We start from the raw sequence: 18,185 nt of genomic DNA on the forward strand, positions 1-18,185 counted from the left end.
ACGAACATTTTGCAATTTGCATTTGTCAATTTGCACTTTGCAATCCACCCCACCACGTAGGCCAGGCCCCGCCTGGCGATCGCCCTTCGCCGGTAAACACCGCTCTCGTGAAGGCGTTCGAAAGGACGCCTCGCTTTGTTTCAAAGCATCGGCGTAGCCGCCATGTGAGACATGGCCTACGGGCGATTGCAAATTGCAAAGTGGACATTGCAAATTGGCAATTGCTGACCGGTGGAATCACGCTTGCCGAACGACGAACATTTTGCAATTTGCATTTGTCAATTTGCACTTTGCAATCCACCTTTCGCAACAACCGCGAGTGACTCGGTTGGGGGACCACCGAGCTACAGGTTTTTGGTTCCTTCTGCGATCTGATCCACCAGCGCCGCCCGCAACGGATCATCGTCGGGTCCGCAGAATCCCCAGTGTTCACGGCGACGCCAACCTTCAGCGTGTTCGTATTGGCCGCTCATTTGACCGACCATCCGGGAAAGATCTCGCATCGCTTCGATGTAGCTGTCCATGCCTTGGCTTTCGTCCAGCCATTGCTTCTGGCTCGCATGACACGCGAGCGATTCCGCCTTCTGTTCCATGACCGCTGCGGTGTCCACATAGAAATGCGGCGTCACAAGCTCACCTGTGGGCTGACGGCAACCAACGGGCTGGGCGTGGTAAACGGTCACCGGATCCATGTAGACCGGCGCCGGAGGAATGCTTTCGAGGTTCGGCATCCCGTGGGCGAACGCAGCGCTGACCGCTAGCCGACACGCGTTTTCGTGATCTTCCATGTAGTCGATGGGCGAGTGGGTCAGCACAATTGATGCCTTGGATTGGCGAACCACCGCGGCGACCTTCTGAATGTTCTCCGTCGTGTACGCGACCTCCATGTCCGCGCAAATCGGTGGGTAGAACGTCGCACCGAGAACCTTGGCTGCTTGCTTGGCCTCCTCCAATCGAGTCGCGGCACACTCTTGCGGCCCCATCGTCGTGCTGCCGCGAGAACCATCGGCAACGTTCATGTAGTGCACGTCCCAGCCTCGCTGGCCAAGCAACAACATGGTCCCGGCGTAAAGAAACTCGATGTCATCGGGGTGCGCGGCAACGGCTAGAACGGACGGCATCAGGGACCTCTACTTCGATGAAACGAGACTCAGCTTTTCCAGAGGGACATAATACCGGACATAGCGTTCGCCGTTGCTGAACAATTCGCCTTTGGGATCATTGACCAAAACCGTCGCTCGGCGCGTGATGCGATTGACTCGACCGACCACTCGACGGGTGCCGTCGCGAAACGCAACCTGATCACCAACTCGGATATTGAACTTCGTCGCGGCCCGCTCCCGCTGGGTGATCAAATCATGCTGATAATCTGTGTGACCAAAAAAACTGCGAGCGATCGATTGAAAACGTTTTTGGTTACAATTGCCCGCGTTCCAAATCAGCATCTCAATCAAGTGAGTCATTTCGTGCTCGGCGACACGCTGCATCGCTTCGAGCCGGTCCTTGCACTGACGACCGGTAACGGTGACGGGCCGATCGACATCTTCGAAGGTCTGAAACAACAGCGTGGATGACAAAATCATTTCAAACCGACGCGGACCGTTTCGCTTGCCATTCGGATAGTGCGTGACAAGCTTTCCGGCAGCACTGGTCATTCGCGACGAAAACGAAAACTCCAATCCCTCCGCTTTCGCGACTGGCAGAACGCGTCCTTCGAAGAGAGATTCATCGAGCAGATGAATCAAACGGACCAAGTCATCCCGCCCGACTCGCTTGAAGTTGGGTCGATCGATCGTTCGGCTCAGCCCCAACACCTCAGCGTGAATCTCACGCTGCACCACCGAAATCCGCTTGGGGTCAGGGCGTCGCGTTTGCAAAAATTCTGCCAACGCGAACAAAGTGTCTCGATCGCGCGGCGGCACAACACCGGGTGGAGTCGACGGACGCTCGGCGGACTTCTCCGCAGGCGGGCGGGAACCGGAGGGCGGACCGGAACCGGAAGGCACGTTGCTAGCGACAGTCGACTTGGCACGACTCGCGGCCATCTTGGGAGCCTTCGGCGGCGGCACTCGACCGGGTTCCAAGTCCGTCACGGGACGTCGCTTGGGCGCCGGTCGCCGGTGCGGGGAAGCGGACATGCGAACCTCTCTAGGCTTCGGCTTTCTTTGGCATGTGAGCCGTGGCAGCGTCTTGACGAGCCAGCAACGTCTTTTGGTACTTGGCCTGAACGATGTCGACCACAATCAAAATCGCCAGCACGAAGTAGAACGTGCTCTTCGCCATCGGATGCACTTCGTGGCCGAACAACGCAACATGAGCCAAGTGGCCGCCCTCGCTGACCAACATCACCCCAACGATGAACAAGACAAACAGCCCCAACACTTCATACATGCGGTTCTTCTTCAAGAAGTCCGCGACTCGGTCGGCCAGGAAGATCATCATCGCACCGCTGATGACGATGGCTGTTGCCATGATCGCGAAGCTTTTGGTGAGAGCCATCGCGCTGAGGATCGAGTCGAACGAGAACACCAAGTTCATCATCACGATCAAGCCAATCGTTTTGCCAACACTGGCCGTGGCGGTCTCTTCGGAATGCCCCAAATCGGGTTCGGCGAGCAAGTGATAGATCTCTTTCAGAGCGGTCCAAAGGATGAACGCACCACCAAACAGAACGATCAAGCTGTGACCTGAAATGGCAGCGTCGATGTAACCGTTATGAAACTCAACAAAGGGCTCCTCCAAAAGCGTGATCAATCTCACGACCACGAACAACAGCACGATCCGCAAGACAACCGCCACCCCGATGCCGAGCTTGCGAACCTTCGACTGCTGATCCTCCGCGACGCGTTTGCTTTCGATTGAGATGTAAAGCAAGTTGTCGAAGCCCAATACCGCTTGAAGCAGCACGAGCATTCCGAGTGTGAACAGACCGGAGATTGAAAAGAGCTCAGCCATGGCGACGGGATTCCAAGAGATTTCAGAGAGAAGAGTCGGATGACAACAGATCAAGAACGGCTTGCAAATCAGGCGGAAGGGGCGCTGTCAGCGTCATTTCCTTCCCGGTTTGCGGATTGGTAAACGTCAACGCCTTGGCGTGCAACGCTTGGCGAGAAAGCAAAATCTCTTCGCCTTCGGGAGTCGGCTTCACTCCGGGTATTGCGACTTCCGTGCCAGCCAACCGTCTGATTTGAGAACGCGAAAGTTCGGAGTGACCGCCGTACAATCGGTCACACAAAATCGGGCATCCAATGTGGGCCAAGTGCACACGAATTTGGTGTGTCCGTCCCGTTTTCGGCCGCACGTCGACGCGTGTCACTCGACCGTGCCGTTCAACGACTTCGTAAAACGTCGACGCCGTTTTACTAGTGGAATGACCTTCGCGGATCGCTTGTTTGTCACGCTGGTACGGGTGGCGTCCGATCGATGCGTGAATCCAGTCACGATCTCGATCGAGGCGACCAAACGTGATTGCCGTGTATTCTTTTTGGACCAAGCGGTCGTGCCACTGGGCCGCGAGGTTCAAATGCACCGCATTGTTTTTCGCGACGACAATCACACCGCTGGTGTCTCGATCGAGACGATGCACGATGCCGGGACGCGTTGGACCACCGACGTCCGACAGCGACTGAAAGCGAAACGCCAACGCACTGGTCAGTGTCCCCGTCCAATTGCCGCGAGCGGGGTGCACGACCATTCCCGCGGGCTTGTTGATCACGACCAACCCGTCGTCTTCGTAGAGAATATCCAGCGGGATGTTCTCGGGAATCGTGTCGTCCGAGGCCGGAGGCGGCACGCGAAACCGGACCTTTTGCCCAGCTTTCACCTTGTAGCTCGGACGGATGATCCGCCCATCGACTTCGGCACCATCGTTCTGAACCGCGTCCCGAATTTGCGATCGGCTGTAGCCATCGCAGGACTGGGTCAGGAACAAATCGATTCGAAACCCATTGGCGGATTCAGGAACGACGAATTCTCGCATCACTCGTCGGATGCGGCAGGTTCATCGTCTGCGGGTGTTTCTTCCACTTCGGGAGTTTTCTCAGCAGCGGATTCCTCAACTGCTTCCTCAGCCGGAGCCTCTTCCTTCATTTCTTCGGCTGGCTCGGAGGTTTCTTCTTCAGTGGATTCTTCCGCTGCGGTCTCTTCGGGAGCAGCTTCTTCTGTGGCTGGCTCTTCAGGAGCCTCCGTCTCAGCGGGCTCTTCGGTCATCTCTGGCTCTTCCGTTTCCGCGTCGCCTTCTTCCGATTCAGCAGCCTCGTTTGCGTCTGCATCCGCTGCGTCACCTTCGCTCAGATCATCCATCGGCAAATCCAATGGTGGCAGATCCAAATCTGGTAGGTCAGGCAAATCGCCAGCACCTGGCAACGACGGTGGCAAGCTTGGCTCGGCGGGCGAGAAGTCTTGTTCTTGGAACCACGCCAGGAAGTCCTTGGCTTGAGGCGACGACAACGCGGCGATTCGAGCTTTGGCCTCGTCGACCATCGCGGCTGATTCGCCGACGGCCATGGCTTCTTCATATTCGCGGATGGCGTCTTCCACGTTGCCGCGAGCTTCGGCGATCTGCGCCAAACCGTAGTGAGCTCGCGACTGGATCATCGCATCGTTGCTCAACTCCATCGCCTGGTTGTAAGCCTCCACCGCATCATCCAGCAATGTTTCGGCTTCGTCGCGACTCGTGTACAACGTTGAGAATCCAATTCCCATTTGCTGACCACCTTGGTAAAGACGTGCCCAAGCTGCAGCGGAGGTATTCGGGTACTTCGCGGCAATGGTCGCTAGACTCTCGGTGTCTCCGGTGATGGACGCGTCAATCAATTGCAACGTGGCGTCGCTTCGATTGTCCGATTTGGTGCTGGAATAAAACCCGTATCCCAACACGGCAACGAAGAACGCTGCGACACCCAAGGCGATTGGCTTGGAATAAGGCTCAATCGAGTGGTTGAACTTGTCGAGGGCTCCGGCAAGTTCATTCTCGTTCAGCTGGTGACGTCGCTCGCTGTTCATACGTTCGCAGGGGTGGAGGGATTCGATTCCGTGAGCCCGAAGTATAGAAATCGCCGGAACTTAACGTCAAGACAAGCAAGTACCGAACGCCCCCACGAATGATCGCAAAAAACATGAATGCTCCTGAGAAAAAGCGGGTTTTGATTGCGGAAGACGATCCGGTTCTGCGTCATTTGTTGCAATTCACCCTGGACCGAGCCGGAATGGACGTGACCGCGGTCGCCAACGGTCAACTCGCGTGGGATGAAATTCAGTCCGGCCAAAAGTTTGATGTCTTGGTGACTGACCACGAAATGCCGGAACTCAGCGGCGTGGACTTGATCGGTCGCGTCGTTGAAACCACGTCGATCTCGGTGATCGTGCTGTGCACGGCCAAAGGATTCGAAATCGATCCGGACCGGATTGTTGACCGCCCAGGCTTGGTGTCGTTGGTCAGCAAACCCTTCAGTCCCAAACAACTGGTCAGCATCATCGAGGAACGCCTGAAAAAGAACGCTGCCGACTGAGCGAGGGAGCGTCCGAATTTGGGCGAATCCGGCTACGACGCTTCGTCTCGTAGGCCATGTTGTACATGGCAACCACGCCGATGCTTTGGGACAAAGCGAGGCGTCCTTTCGAACGCTTTCGCGAGAGCGGGATCTTTCGGCGAAGAACGATCGCCAGGTGGAACCTGGCCTACGAACGCCAGTGACTGATCTGGCCTACAATGCACCTGAGACGCTGTTCGAATCCCCCTGGACTGCGAGGTGCGACGATGACAGGCAATCGTTCCGGATTGACGCTACTGGATGTGGTGGTGGTTCTGTTTTGCATTGGGATTGTGATGGCACTGCTGATCCCAGCGGTCAGTACCCCGAGAATCTACGCGAGGATGAACCAATGCAGGACGAAAATCAAAAACCTGAGCTTGGCCGCGATCCAGTACGAAAACACCAAGGGTGAAATGCCGGGTTGGGTGATGGAATTTGGCCATTTTGGCTGGGATCCAGAAACCGAAACGGTGCTCTCTCCGTTGCGAGACCCGACTGCCGAATGGCACGAAGGTAGCTCGCAAAACCTCGCTCCTCACCGAAAGATCGGAACTTGGGCGGTCGCGTTGCTTCCTTGGCTGGATGCTCAACCAACCTACGAACATTGGACCGAAGACCGCTATCCGATCCTCACTCGAGCCGAAGGTTCCACCACCGGATTCAGCGGGCAAGGCTTTCACCCGCTTGCGGCACCGAACTTGGCGATCATGCAGTGTCCAACGGATCCCACCCAAAGTGAAGACGACGGACGCAACAGTTACGTCGCGAATGCTGGCGTGTTCTTCCCACCGCGAGACATGATCGCCGGCCAGCATGCGATCTTTCATCCCGGCGGCACAACGAAAACCGTCACGTTTGCCGAATCAATGAGCAACGAGTTCGGAGTCTTTGGGAATCAGGTCTCCGCTCGTTTGGAATCGTCTGCCGAAGACGAACACGTCCCCATCGCGAAACCAATCCGACTGGATGACTTTCGCGATGGAGCGGGCAACACCGTTTTGTTCTCCGAATCGCTTCATGCGCTTTCGTGGCATCGATCAGGATTCGTCAACGATGAGGATTTAATTTTCGAGAACCATCCCGACGAGGTGCTTTACCCAACGCTCAGTCGGTTCACCAATGCGATGGTTTGGCACGGGGTGGACTGGAGCAACGACAAGCAGCCCCGCGACATTCACCGGATCAACGGCGAACGCGCACTCACCGAAACGATGCAGATGAGCCGCACCAATGCCGCCGATTTGGCTCGCCCATCGTCGGCGCATGCCGAAGGTGTGAATGTTTCCATGGCCGATGGTGGCACACGGTTCATCTCTGAAACGATCGACATGCGTGTCTGGCAAGCACTGATGACACCCCGCGGCCGTGAACCGATTCCAGACGACGAGATGTAGCGTTGAGAGGCGATTGCAAAGTGCAAATTGATCAATGCAAATTGCAAAGTGTTTTTGCTCTGACGACTGAAATGACTTCACCGACCATCAATTGCACATTTGCAATGTCCATTTTGCAATTTGCAATCGCCCCGCGTAGGCCATGTTACACATGGCATCCAAGCCGATGCTTTGGAACAAAGCGAGGCGTGATTTATATGCCATCACAAGGGGCGACGTTCACCGGCAAGCAACCATCGCCAGGTGGAACCTGGCCTACGTTGTAAACCATTGCAAAGTGCACATTTGCAATGTCCATTTTGCAATTTGCAATCGCCCCGCGTAGGCCATGTTACACATGGCATTCCAGTCGATGCTTTGGAACAAAGTGAGGCGTGATTTATATGCCATCACAAGGGGCGACGTTCATCGGCATGCAACCTTCGCCAGGTGGAACCTGGCCTACGTTGTAAACCATTGCAAAGTACCATTCGCAATGTCCATTTTGCAATTTGCAATCCCTTCCGTAGGCCATGTTACACATGGCATCCAAACCGATGCTTTGGAACAAAGCGAGGCGTCTTTGAATGCCCTTGCGAGTGCGGTGCCTGTCGACGAAGAACCATCGCCAGGTAGAACCTGGCCTACGGCTTGGCGGGCAAGCCTCGCATGGTCTTACGGCGGCAGCAGTGTTTGAACTTATCGCCGCTGCCGCAGGGGCATGGATCATTGCGGCGAACTTTCCCGCGACGTTTGCGACGGCCTCGAAACAAACGTTTCGGATCTTGGTGATACATCTTTCGAAGCATTGCATAGAGCTTTGGATTCTTCGCTTGCAGCTGCGCCGGCTTTTCGAAGAAGTATTCCGACAACACGGCAAAGTACTCCGCCTCGTTCGTGTACGCGTAGTCGTCGATCCCTGCCCGCGTTCCTTCCGACTGCAACTCTTGCCCCACCCATTTCACCCAAGGCTCGGTCACTTCCGCGGAAGCCGACACAGGGACCCCATCGACCTCGCCGTCCGCTTTATCGACCAAGTGAGCGAACTCATGAATGCCGACATTGCGTTTGTCACTCGGATTGGAAAAACCAGCTAGCAACGATGGCTTGGACAAAATCATCACGCCGCTCAGATGATTCACACCGATCATTCCCAACGTGTTTTTGTCGCCTTCACCTTCGGTTTGATAATCCGCGCCAAACGACCCCGGGTAGATCAACACTTCCCCCAACCCGGAATACTCAAAGTCATCCAGCCCCATGATTGGGATGACGGCACTGGCACCGACCAGAGCTCGCGTCGTTTCATCGACTTCCGTTCGAATCCCAGTCACCGCAATCTCGTCCAGGAAGATCTTCATGCGGTTGCGGAAACCCTCCCGCTGCTCCTCGTCGAGCATGCGGTAGTACACGACGTGCGTTTGCAAAGCGGCTTCCCAAACGTCGGGGAAGGGCGACGCCATGACTTTCAATCGACGCGTCGTTCCCCGCCGCATCCACCAATGAATGGCCCACGCCAGCGGCAACGCGAAAAGAGCCCAGGGTCGAACCATTGCGAAACCGGCGATCAGCAAGGCCAAGGCGACAGAAATGCCAATGGCCCAGCGGCGGTTGGCTTGATCAGATTCAGGTGTGACGAGCATGGGCGTAGCATAGAGTGCAGAAAGCCGACTGGGGACAGATGCCCGGCCACGATGACTCGACACTTTTCCGCGTGTAGGCGAAATCCGGCTTGGCAGTTATTCTCGTGGCTCCGTCGGCCCATTGTGACGCTGACTCCCTCCCCTCCAAGCAGATTTCGGTTTCCCAGTGCACCGATTCGACTCCATCTCCGTTGCCCCGCCCGACGCCATTTTGGGACTGACCGAAGCGTTCAAAGCCGATGAACGCGAAACCAAAATGAATCTGTCCGTGGGCGTTTACCAAGACGCTTCTGGCACCACTCCCGTGCTTCGCTGCGTCAAAGAAGCCGAAAAACGGCTGTTGGATACCGAATCGACCAAGGGTTACCTCTCGATCGACGGCCTGCCGGACTACCGCGAAGCAGCCCGCCAATTGATTTTTGCTGACCAGATCGCTGCCGAGCGAGTGGCCGCGGTTCAGACGCCGGGCGGAACAGGAGCCCTCCGTGTGGCGGCAGAATTCCTGGCCACCCAGTGCGGACCGCTGCGAATTTTCTTGCCGACGCCAACCTGGGCCAACCACAACGCGATCATGGCGGCGGCCGGACTGCCCGTCGAAACGTATTCCTATCTGGCGTCTGACAAAAAGACTCTGGACTTCGACGCACTCATCAAAGACCTGAAGACCAAACCCAAAGCCGGCGACGCGGTTCTGCTGCACGCATGTTGCCACAACCCAACCGGAGTTGACCCGACATCGGAACAGTGGGAACAAATTGCCAGCGTCGTGGCGGAAAAGAAACTGATCCCATTGCTGGACTTTGCCTACCAAGGGTTCGGCGAAGGCCTGGACGAAGACGCCATCGGTGTGCGCACGATTCTGCGACAAATGGACGAAGCCATCGTGTGCTCGTCGTTCAGCAAAAACTTTGGCCTGTATAGTGAACGAGTCGGAACGGCTTGCTTGGTGTCCGGATCAGCGGAAACGACCAAGGCCGCTCTCAGCCAACTCAAACGAGTCGTCCGGGCCAACTACAGCAACCCGCCACGGCACGGCGGCGCGATCGTGGCCACCGTGTTGGCCGACGAGGGACTGACCCAAATGTGGCACGAAGAGCTCGCCGAAATGCGGACTCGGATCGCTTCGCTACGAAAACAATTTGTTGATGGAATGGCCGCGACGGGAGTCGACCAAGACTTCTCGTTCTTGTTGGACCAGAAAGGCATGTTCTCCTTCAGTGGTTTGTCACCGATGCAGGTCGACCAACTGCGAAGCGAACATGGCGTGTACTTGGTCGGCAGCGGCCGAATCAACGTCGCCGGAATGAACGAATCGAAGATGGAATGGTTGTGCAACGCCGTGGCGGCGGTATTGCGATAGAACAGCAAATGCTTGTTCAATAGGTCATCATCCAGTCAGCCCGGCGCCCGCCGGGTGTTTTCCTGATGGATGACCACCACCGGAATCGATTGCAGACGGAACATGATGCGGACGCCCTGTTTCCCTCCTTCCTGATATGCCGCCATGCCTTTGGAACTTCGTCGAGCGTTTTTGATCCTGGCCGCCATCGTGGTGATGGTGTCCCTGATCTGGGCGTCTCGATTTGATGAGATGCCGCCGGCTGAATTCAGCTTTCAGAACGGCACCGACCCCAAAACGCTCGATCCACACCGAGCGACCGGCCAACCCGAGAGCCGGATCCTGTTCAACATCTTCACCGGATTGCTCGAAGAGTTGCCCGAAGGAGCCCCCGATCCGGAAACCGGCGTCCAGCCGATGACGCCTCAGCCGGGCATCGCGGAGTCTTACGAAGTCTCGCCCGACAACATGACGTACACGTTCCAATTGCGGGACGATGTCACCTGGAGCGACGGGGTGCCAATCACCTCGGCTGACTTCGTCTGGTCCTGGACGCGAATGCTGCATCCAGAAACCGCTTGCGAATACAACTTTCAGCTCTTTGGCGTTCAAAACGCCGAAGCCTACGCGACCGGCGAAGTCAAACCAGGCGACAAAGTTGAAGTTGAATTGTGGGATCGACCCGGCGAGACAATCGACAGCGAGCCGGCACCTCAGACGTTCCCCCGTGGCACGATCGTTCACGGCACGCTGAAGGCTTTGGACAAACCGCCCAAACCCAACGTCCCGGAAGACGCCACCAAAGAGGAAAAATCGAAGGTCACTGCAGATTGGCAATCCGAATGGTTGTACACCGTTGACTTGGCCCGCAAGAACGGCGACGAGATCCTTTGGGACGACGTCACCGAAACGGTCACCTACACAAAGAATCTGCAAACGCCGCTGGCGAAAGAAGACACTCAACGAGCCCACAATGTGCTGGTCGCCTTTGATCAACTTGGCGGCGTCGAAGCCCCTGATCCAACCACGCTGATCGTGCATCTGCGTGATCCTCTTCCGTACTTCCCCTACCTGACCGCTTACTACCCCTTGTTCCCAGTGCCTCGACACTGCATCGAAGAACACGGCAAACCGATGTGGACGCGGCCCGAGAACATCGTCACATGCGGTCCCTACAAAATCGGGCTGCGAAAACTACGTGACCGAGTTCGTTTGGTCAAAGACGAGCGTTGGTACGAAGCCGACACCGTTGAAATCGAATCGATCGATGCTCTTTCCATCGAGAGTCAAAACACTGCTCTCAACATGTACGAAACCGGTGAGCTGGATTGGGTCACCGACCCACCCGTCACCCTAATCGAAGAACTCAAGAAACGAGAAGATTACCACGCCGCTCCGTACCTCTCGGTGTACTACTACGAACTGAACACCAAACGTCCGCCACTGGATGACGTGCGAGTTCGCAAGGCTCTGTCGATGGCGATCAATCGTGAACAGATCGTCCGTGAAGTCACCAAGGCGGGCCAGCAACCCGCTTTTGCGTTGGTGCCGCCTGGGATCGCCGGCTACACGCCGGCGCAAGGCAACCGTGGATCACTCGAAGAAGCCAAACGACTGCTCACCGAAGCAGGCTATCCCGGCGGACGAGGCTTTCCGAAGTTCACGATCCTCTACAACACAAGCGAAAGCCACCGGGCAATCGCGGAAGTGATCCAGCAACAGTGGCAGAACAACCTCAACATCAAAGCGGATCTGCAAAACATGGAATGGGGCAGCTTCCTCGACAAACGCCAACAACAAAAGTACGACATTTCGCGAGCCGCCTGGAACGCTGACTACCCGGACCCAAACACGTTTTTGGACCTGTTCCTCAGCAAGAGCCCGCAGAATAACACCGCCTGGAAAAACCCACGCTACGACGAACTGCTTTCCCAAGCGGCGTCTGAGTCCGACAAAGTGAAACGCATGGAACTGCTGACGGAAGCCGAAGCGATCTGGGCTGACGAGTTGCCCGCGATTCCCATTTATTACTACGTCGGGTTGAACATCATCAAACCCAACGTCTCCGGCTTGCTGCCGACACCGCAAGACACGCACCCGTTTCAAACGATTCGATTGGAACCCACGCCATGAAAGACTTGCTCGGATTCCTCATCCGACGCCTCGGCTGGATGGCCATCACGCTTTGGGCGGTTTACACCGTTTCGTTTGTGCTGATGCGAGCCGCACCGGGCAGCCCCTTCAGCGCCGAGCGTGCGATGCCTCCCGCGATCGAGCAACAGATGCGGGCTCGGTACAACCTCGATGCACCGCCGCTGCAGCAATACTGGGATTACATGTGGGGCATCCTCAGCCGCGGTGATCTTAGCTGGTCGATCAAACTGGAAGACTACAGCGTCAACCAAGTCATCGCGGAAGGCTTTCCGGTCTCCGCATCACTGGCCATCTTTGCCTTGGTCTTCGCAATCATCTTGGGTGTCTCGGCGGGAGTCATCTCGGCCGTTTACAGAGGCACCGTGGCCGATGTCGCGATGATGGCAACAGCGGTGCTGGGCATTGCGATTCCAAACTTTGTCTTGGCATCGATCGCGATCCTTTTGTTTGTGTTCTTGATTCCGTTGTTCCCTGCGGCGGGCTGGGGAACGCTTCGACAAGTCGCGCTGCCGGCGATTTGCTTGGGGCTTCCCGTCGCTGCCTACATCGCTCGTTTGACCCGAGCCGGAATGTTGGAATCGCTCAGCCGCGAACATGTTCGCACCGCGTTCGCAAAGGGACTGCCTAAACGCACCGTGATCATCAAACACGTGTTGCCCGGTGCATTGCTTCCCGTCGTCAGCTACCTCGGTCCGGCCACGGCGGGTGTCCTAACCGGGTCGTTGGTTCTCGAAAAGATTTTCGCGTTGCCTGGCATGGGCAGCCACTTCATCTATGCCGCCACCCAGCGTGACACAACGCTGGCAACGGGCATGGTCCTGACCTACACCGTGCTGCTGTTTGTGATGAACACCATCGTTGACTTGGCCTACGCTGTCATTGACCCGCGAGTCGAACTGGAATGAACCTTCCCGATTCACGCAAGAACGAAGAGGCTCTCGCGCAACTGCTGGAGGAATCCCGCAAGATTCGCGGTGTCTCACTCTGGAAAGACGCCTGGCGGCGACTGCGTCGCAATCGCCCTGCCATGGCCTCACTGATCTTCTTGATCGGCCTTGGCTTGGTTGCCTTTCTCACGCCGATGCTGCCACTGCAAAGCCCGCTCGACAAGGACCTCAACAACCGGCGTTTTCTATCGCCATCGTTTGAACCGATCACGATGGGTTCACGCGAAGGATTGAAATTTGCCGACGGGAAATTGACTAGCCAATTGGCACTCTTTGAGGCCGAGATCGCCGCGGAAACCGCCGAGGCCCTGGCGATCAAAGATCCGCTCAAACAAGCCGAGCAATTCGAGTCGATCCAAGACCGAATCCGAGTTGAACATCCTTTCAATCAACTTTGGAACCAACTCGGCAGCGTCTCGTTCAAGATGGTTCAAATTCGCGTCGCGATCTTTGGCGACTACGCGATCCCTTCCATCTTCGGAACCGACAAACTCGGTCGCGACCTGCTCGCGCGAGTCTTCTGGGGCGCTCGTGTTTCTTTGGTCGTCGGCTTGGTGGCGACTTTGGTGAGTTTAATGATCGGTGTCAGCTACGGCGCGATCGCCGGCTACTTCGGCGGTTGGATCGACGCGGCCATGATGCGGATCGTCGACATGCTGTACTCGATCCCGTTCATCTTCGTGGTGATCTACTTGGTCACGTTCCTGGGCGAAGAGAGCGTGAAGGCTTGGCTGGAAAGCTATGGCATCAATCAAATCATGATCTTCTACATCATCATCGGTGCGATCTATTGGTTGACGATGTCACGCGTCGTTCGCGGACAAGTGCTCTCGCTTCGACAAGAACAGTTTGTTGAATCCGCTCGCACGATTGGTGCATCACCGATGCGAATCGTGTTTCGACACTTGGTGCCCAACGTGCTCGGTATCGTCATTGTCTATCTGACGTTGACCATTCCCGCGGTGATGCTGTTCGAAGCCTTCCTCTCGTTCCTGGGACTGGGCGTTGCTCCACCGGATGTGTCTTGGGGGCTGTTGCTCAACGATGGAGTGGAAGCACTCTCCAGCGTCAAACTTTTCTGGTGGGTTGTGATTTTCCCAGGTGCGGCACTGGCCATGACGCTGTTTGCTTTGAACTTCCTAGGCGACGGTTTGCGTGACGCATTGGATCCAAAGATGAAAAACCGATGACCTCAGCTCCCGGATCACAAGCTCACCCCTCAATGACCGCAACAGAAAGCGCAACCGACGCCCCTCGCCAGGGCAGCCAACCGCTCCTCCAAGTTTCAAATCTCAAGGTCAGCTTCAAAACTGATGAGGGGCAGGTCCAAGCCGTCCGCGGTATATCTTTTGATGTTCGCGAAGGGGAAACTGTTGCCATCGTTGGAGAATCAGGCAGTGGAAAGAGCGTCACCAACTTGGCGATGATGGGACTGATCCCACAACCGCCCGGGCGAGTCGATTCCGGAACGGCGCTGTTCCAAGGTCGCGATCTTCTGAAGATGAGTGACCGTGAACTACAAACCATTCGCGGTCGACACGTCTCGATGATCTTTCAAGATCCGATGACAGCGTTGAACCCTTTGATGACCATCGAGCAGCAAATGACCGAAATGACTCGGTTGCACTTGAGCCTCACGAAGAAAGAAGCCGCCGCACGCGCAGTGGACATGTTGGGTTTGGTTGGCATCACATCACCTGAAAAACGTCTTCGCGATTACCCACATCAATTCAGTGGCGGGATGCGACAACGCGTGATGATTGCGATGGCGTTGTCCTGCGAACCGGAACTGTTGATCGCAGATGAGCCAACGACCGCACTCGACGTAACCATCCAAGCCCAAATCATGGACCTCCTCGCCGATTTGCAAGAACGCAAAGGCACGGCAATTGTCCTGATCACTCACGACTTGGGTGTGGTCGCCGGAGTCGCGGACCGTGTGTTGGTGATGTACGCAGGACGCATCGTCGAAAAGGCAAATGTCAACGACTTGTTCGCCTCCCCCAGACATCCTTACACGCTTGGTTTGCTCGGTTCACTGCCACGGTTCGATACTGATCGCCACGAGAAGCTGCTCGCGATCCCCGGCGGTCCACCCGACATGTCCGAACCCATTCTCGGTTGCGCGTTCTCTCCCCGATGCGACTTTGTTCAACCAGTTTGCCATCGTGAGGATCCTACGCTTCAATTGAAAGCAGAACCAACCGGTGCCGCGAACTTGCCCGTTGTGCAACCTCACCTCGCGGCATGCCACGTGGAGGTCCCAACATGAACGCGGCCCAAACCACTCACACTTCGACGGAAGGATCAGGCAGCACAACCGCGGATCCACCGCTGTTGCGGGTTAGCGACCTGAAGGTTCACTTCCCCTTTCGACGCGGATCGCTGTTCAATCCTGAACAAGGATTGATCCGCGCCGTTGACGGCGTGTCGTTCGACATCGCAAAAGGCGAAACGCTGGGTTTGGTTGGTGAGTCCGGCTGCGGGAAATCGACCACCGCTCGAGCGATCATCAATCTGGTCCATCCAACATCGGGCGACGTCCTGGTCGATGGCAAATCGATCGCGGGACTGTCCGACAAAGAGATGCTGCCATATCGACGCCGCGTTCAAATGGTTTTCCAAGATCCCTTCGCGAGCCTGAATCCACGGATGACGGTTGGCGGCATCATCGGCGAACCCTTGACGGTTCACAAACTCGCCTCCGGCAAGGACCGCCAACTCGAAGTCCTGCGACTGATGGAATTGGTGGGACTCAATCCTCGATTCCTCAATCGCTACCCACACGAATTCAGCGGCGGCCAACGCCAACGCATCGGTATCGCTCGAGCCCTCGCGGTGCAGCCGGACTTGATTCTCTGCGACGAACCCGTGTCCGCCCTCGATGTCTCGATCCAAGCTCAAATCATCAACCTGATGATGGACCTGCAACAACGACTCGGCGTGGCGTATTTGTTCATCGCCCATGACTTGGCAGTTGTTCGTCACATCGCAACCCGAGTCGGCGTGATGTACCTCGGCCGAATCGCCGAACTAGGCACCGCGGAGGAACTCTACGCGGATCCCAAGCACCCGTACACGGAGGCTCTGCTGTCCGCGGTTCCGGTGCCCGACCCGACCATCGCCGCGAATCGCCGGCGAATCGTTTTGCAGGGCGAAGTCCCCTCGCCGGACAAACATTACCCCGGTTGCTCGTTCGCCGACCGTTGCCCAATTGTGGTCGATCGATGCCGGACCGATCGACCTGGGTTGCCGGATCGATCGCACGCCGCGGCGTGTTGGGAGCGTGATGATCCGCCGGAAGTTTGATAAGCTGCGGGATTGATTGAACTCATCCGCCGTTTCGTCTTTTTGCCGCCTTCATCATGCCGTTGTCGATCATTCATTTCCCGCATCCGACACTCCGACACGTCAGCCGCCCCATCGTGCGTGTGGATGCCAAGTTGAAATCGATGGCCGACGAAATGCTCGACCTGATGTACGAGTTCGACGGCGTCGGACTGGCCGCCAACCAAGTCGACCTGCCGATTCGCATGTTCGTGGCCAACCCCACCGGAAAACGCGACGAGGGCGAATCGTGGGTGATTCTTAACCCTGAAATCGATCGCCCCAAGGGCAACGACACCGCTCAAGAAGGCTGCCTGAGCGTGCCGGGTTTATACGGTCAAGTCAAACGCCCGAAGAGCGTCCGTTTGCGTGGGTTCGACCTACAAGGCAACGAGATCAACCAAGTCCTCGATGGTTTCATGGCACGGGTTGTCCAACACGAGGTCGACCACCTCGATGGCATCATGTTCTTTGATCGCATCGGCGAAGAAGGCCTTCGCGACTTGGAAGGACACTTGGAAGAATTCAAAACCGATTACGAATCCAAACAGGGCACCGGCTCAATCGCCGACGAAGCCACCCTGGCTCAGCAACGAGCCGAATGGGAAGCCATGTACACCGGTGGAACCACGTCAAATGGCTGATTCCCTGCGATACGTTTTGATGGGCACCGGCCCATTCGCGGTGCCATCGTTCGAAGCGATCCGGCAACAACTGGGCTCTACCGGCGATGAAATCGCTCGCGTCTTCGTGCGTCCTTTGCCGCCCGTCAAAAGCCGCGGTGGGCCACCACCACAACCGGTCCGGGAATGGGCCGAAACACATGGACTGCCCGTTGATGCCCCCGCCAGCATCAACGATCCGGAAACCATTGCCGGCCTCAACGAGCTGAGCGCGGACCTGCTGGTCGTTTGCGACTACGGCCAAATCCTCAAACCCGATGCCCTGCAATCTGCTCGCTTGGGCGGAATCAATTTGCATGGCTCTTTGCTGCCCGCCTATCGCGGTGCCGCCCCCGTCCAACGGGCTCTCCTATCTGGCGATCGCGAAACGGGAGTGTCCGTCATCCACATGACCCCGCGCCTCGACGGCGGCCCAATCGTGGCATCACGCACCACACCGATTCGCGACGACGAAACATCCGGAGAATTGGAAGTTCGCTTGTCCGATATCGGAGTTGACGCCACGCTCGAAGCCATCGCGTTGCTGCGAACCATTGAGTCGTTCGATACTCACGGAACGCTTGGCCAACCACAGGCCCCAGCCAAAGTTTCCAAAGCTCCGCGATTGTCCAAAGCCGAAGCCCAGATCGATTGGTCCGCAACGGGCCGCGAGATCGATTGTCTGGTTCGAGGCATGCAGCCTTGGCCGATTGCCTTCACCCACGCGGCCGTCAAAGAAAACAAACCGCCTCTGCGAGTTGCGATTCGCGAAGTCCGCACTGAAACCTTTGCTGCCGACCCAGCCAACGTGGGCCGAGTGATGGAACACGAGGGATTGGCCATTGGCTGCGGCGACGGCCAAGTCATCATTGAACGACTGCAGCCTGCCGGCAAAAAAGAGATGTCCGGTCTCGATTTCAAACGCGGCCACCGACTGACCGCCGGCCAACCACTGATCGTCCAAGCGTAGGCCATGTCTCACATGGCGGCCTGGTCATGCAACCGTAGGCCATGTTCCACATGGCAGCCGAGCCGATGCTTGGGAACCAAGCGAGGCGTCCAATCAACACGCCTTCGCGCGAATAGATCTACTCGGCGTAGAACGATCGCCAGGTGGAACCTGGCCTACGCGGTGAGATGATTGCAAAGTGCAAATTGATCAATGCAAATTGCAAAGTGTTCTATCCCGGCAAGCGGCATGACATC

General features: G+C 56.7%; 16 protein-coding genes. 10 read left to right on the top strand and 6 right to left on the bottom strand.

What is annotated here, in order from left to right:
• Window positions 1-344: 344 nt before the first annotated feature.
• The 5 genes from B2R17_RS24725 to B2R17_RS24745 form a co-directional block, all read right to left on the bottom strand.
• Window positions 345-1,121, bottom strand: a complete 777-nt coding sequence (locus B2R17_RS24725; RefSeq protein ID WP_286766119.1) for a PIG-L deacetylase family protein — start codon at window positions 1,119-1,121, stop codon at window positions 345-347.
• 9 nt (window positions 1,122-1,130) lie between these two features.
• The gene (locus B2R17_RS24730) at window positions 1,131-1,922 is read right to left on the bottom strand and encodes a hypothetical protein (RefSeq protein WP_008663760.1); all 792 of its coding nucleotides are present in this window, start codon (window positions 1,920-1,922) and stop codon (window positions 1,131-1,133) included.
• A 226-nt stretch (window positions 1,923-2,148) separates the two neighbouring features.
• Window positions 2,149-2,955 (bottom strand): TerC family protein, encoded by an 807-nt coding sequence (locus B2R17_RS24735; protein ID WP_286766121.1) that lies wholly within the window; start codon window positions 2,953-2,955, stop codon window positions 2,149-2,151.
• Between the two features lie 22 nt (window positions 2,956-2,977).
• A complete protein-coding gene (locus B2R17_RS24740; RefSeq protein WP_039961222.1) occupies window positions 2,978-3,979 on the bottom strand; it encodes an RluA family pseudouridine synthase in 1,002 nt (333 codons plus the stop codon).
• Window positions 3,979-5,004 (bottom strand): tetratricopeptide repeat protein, encoded by a 1,026-nt coding sequence (locus tag B2R17_RS24745; RefSeq protein ID WP_286766122.1) that lies wholly within the window; start codon window positions 5,002-5,004, stop codon window positions 3,979-3,981. Before B2R17_RS24745 ends, B2R17_RS24740 begins: the two co-directional genes overlap by 1 nt.
• Window positions 5,005-5,117: 113 nt before the next feature.
• On the opposite strand from B2R17_RS24745, the gene B2R17_RS24750 reads away from it, so the two are divergent.
• Window positions 5,118-5,510: a response regulator gene (locus tag B2R17_RS24750; protein WP_236615449.1), complete on the top strand. Its 393-nt coding sequence runs from the start codon at window positions 5,118-5,120 to the stop codon at window positions 5,508-5,510.
• Window positions 5,511-5,758: 248 nt separating this feature from the next.
• Window positions 5,759-6,928: a DUF1559 domain-containing protein gene (locus B2R17_RS24755; RefSeq protein WP_286766123.1), complete on the top strand. Its 1,170-nt coding sequence runs from the start codon at window positions 5,759-5,761 to the stop codon at window positions 6,926-6,928.
• Window positions 6,929-7,551: 623 nt separating this feature from the next.
• Here B2R17_RS24755 and B2R17_RS24760 read toward each other — a convergent pair.
• Window positions 7,552-8,550: a zinc-dependent peptidase gene (locus B2R17_RS24760; protein ID WP_286766124.1), complete on the bottom strand. Its 999-nt coding sequence runs from the start codon at window positions 8,548-8,550 to the stop codon at window positions 7,552-7,554.
• Between the two features lie 166 nt (window positions 8,551-8,716).
• Here B2R17_RS24760 and B2R17_RS24765 point away from each other — a divergent pair, with 166 nt between their 5' ends.
• From B2R17_RS24765 to B2R17_RS24800, 8 genes are all read left to right on the top strand, one after another.
• Complete coding sequence (locus B2R17_RS24765) at window positions 8,717-9,910, top strand: amino acid aminotransferase (RefSeq protein WP_286766125.1); 1,194 nt, start codon at window positions 8,717-8,719, stop codon at window positions 9,908-9,910.
• Between the two features lie 144 nt (window positions 9,911-10,054).
• A complete protein-coding gene (locus B2R17_RS24770) occupies window positions 10,055-12,022 on the top strand; it encodes a peptide ABC transporter substrate-binding protein (RefSeq protein WP_286766126.1) in 1,968 nt (655 codons plus the stop codon).
• Window positions 12,019-12,948: an ABC transporter permease gene (locus tag B2R17_RS24775; protein WP_008654045.1), complete on the top strand. Its 930-nt coding sequence runs from the start codon at window positions 12,019-12,021 to the stop codon at window positions 12,946-12,948. The genes B2R17_RS24770 and B2R17_RS24775 overlap by 4 nt, the downstream gene beginning before the upstream one ends.
• Window positions 12,945-14,180: an ABC transporter permease gene (locus tag B2R17_RS24780; RefSeq protein ID WP_286766127.1), complete on the top strand. Its 1,236-nt coding sequence runs from the start codon at window positions 12,945-12,947 to the stop codon at window positions 14,178-14,180. The genes B2R17_RS24775 and B2R17_RS24780 overlap by 4 nt, the downstream gene beginning before the upstream one ends.
• 32 nt (window positions 14,181-14,212) lie before the next feature.
• Complete coding sequence (locus tag B2R17_RS24785) at window positions 14,213-15,262, top strand: ABC transporter ATP-binding protein (RefSeq protein WP_286766135.1); 1,050 nt, start codon at window positions 14,213-14,215, stop codon at window positions 15,260-15,262.
• Window positions 15,259-16,299, top strand: coding sequence for an ABC transporter ATP-binding protein (locus B2R17_RS24790; RefSeq protein WP_286766128.1), 1,041 nt, complete (start codon window positions 15,259-15,261; stop codon window positions 16,297-16,299). Before B2R17_RS24785 ends, B2R17_RS24790 begins: the two co-directional genes overlap by 4 nt.
• Before the next feature lie 56 nt (window positions 16,300-16,355).
• Window positions 16,356-16,961: a peptide deformylase gene (def, locus tag B2R17_RS24795; RefSeq protein ID WP_286766129.1), complete on the top strand. Its 606-nt coding sequence runs from the start codon at window positions 16,356-16,358 to the stop codon at window positions 16,959-16,961.
• Window positions 16,939-17,949: a methionyl-tRNA formyltransferase gene (locus tag B2R17_RS24800; protein ID WP_286766130.1), complete on the top strand. Its 1,011-nt coding sequence runs from the start codon at window positions 16,939-16,941 to the stop codon at window positions 17,947-17,949. The genes def and B2R17_RS24800 overlap by 23 nt, the downstream gene beginning before the upstream one ends.
• Window positions 17,950-18,185: the final 236 nt, after the last annotated feature.

It is taken from the genome of Rhodopirellula sp. UBA1907, assembly GCF_002337565.1.
Classification (GTDB): Bacteria; Planctomycetota; Planctomycetia; order Pirellulales; family Pirellulaceae; genus Rhodopirellula; species Rhodopirellula europaea.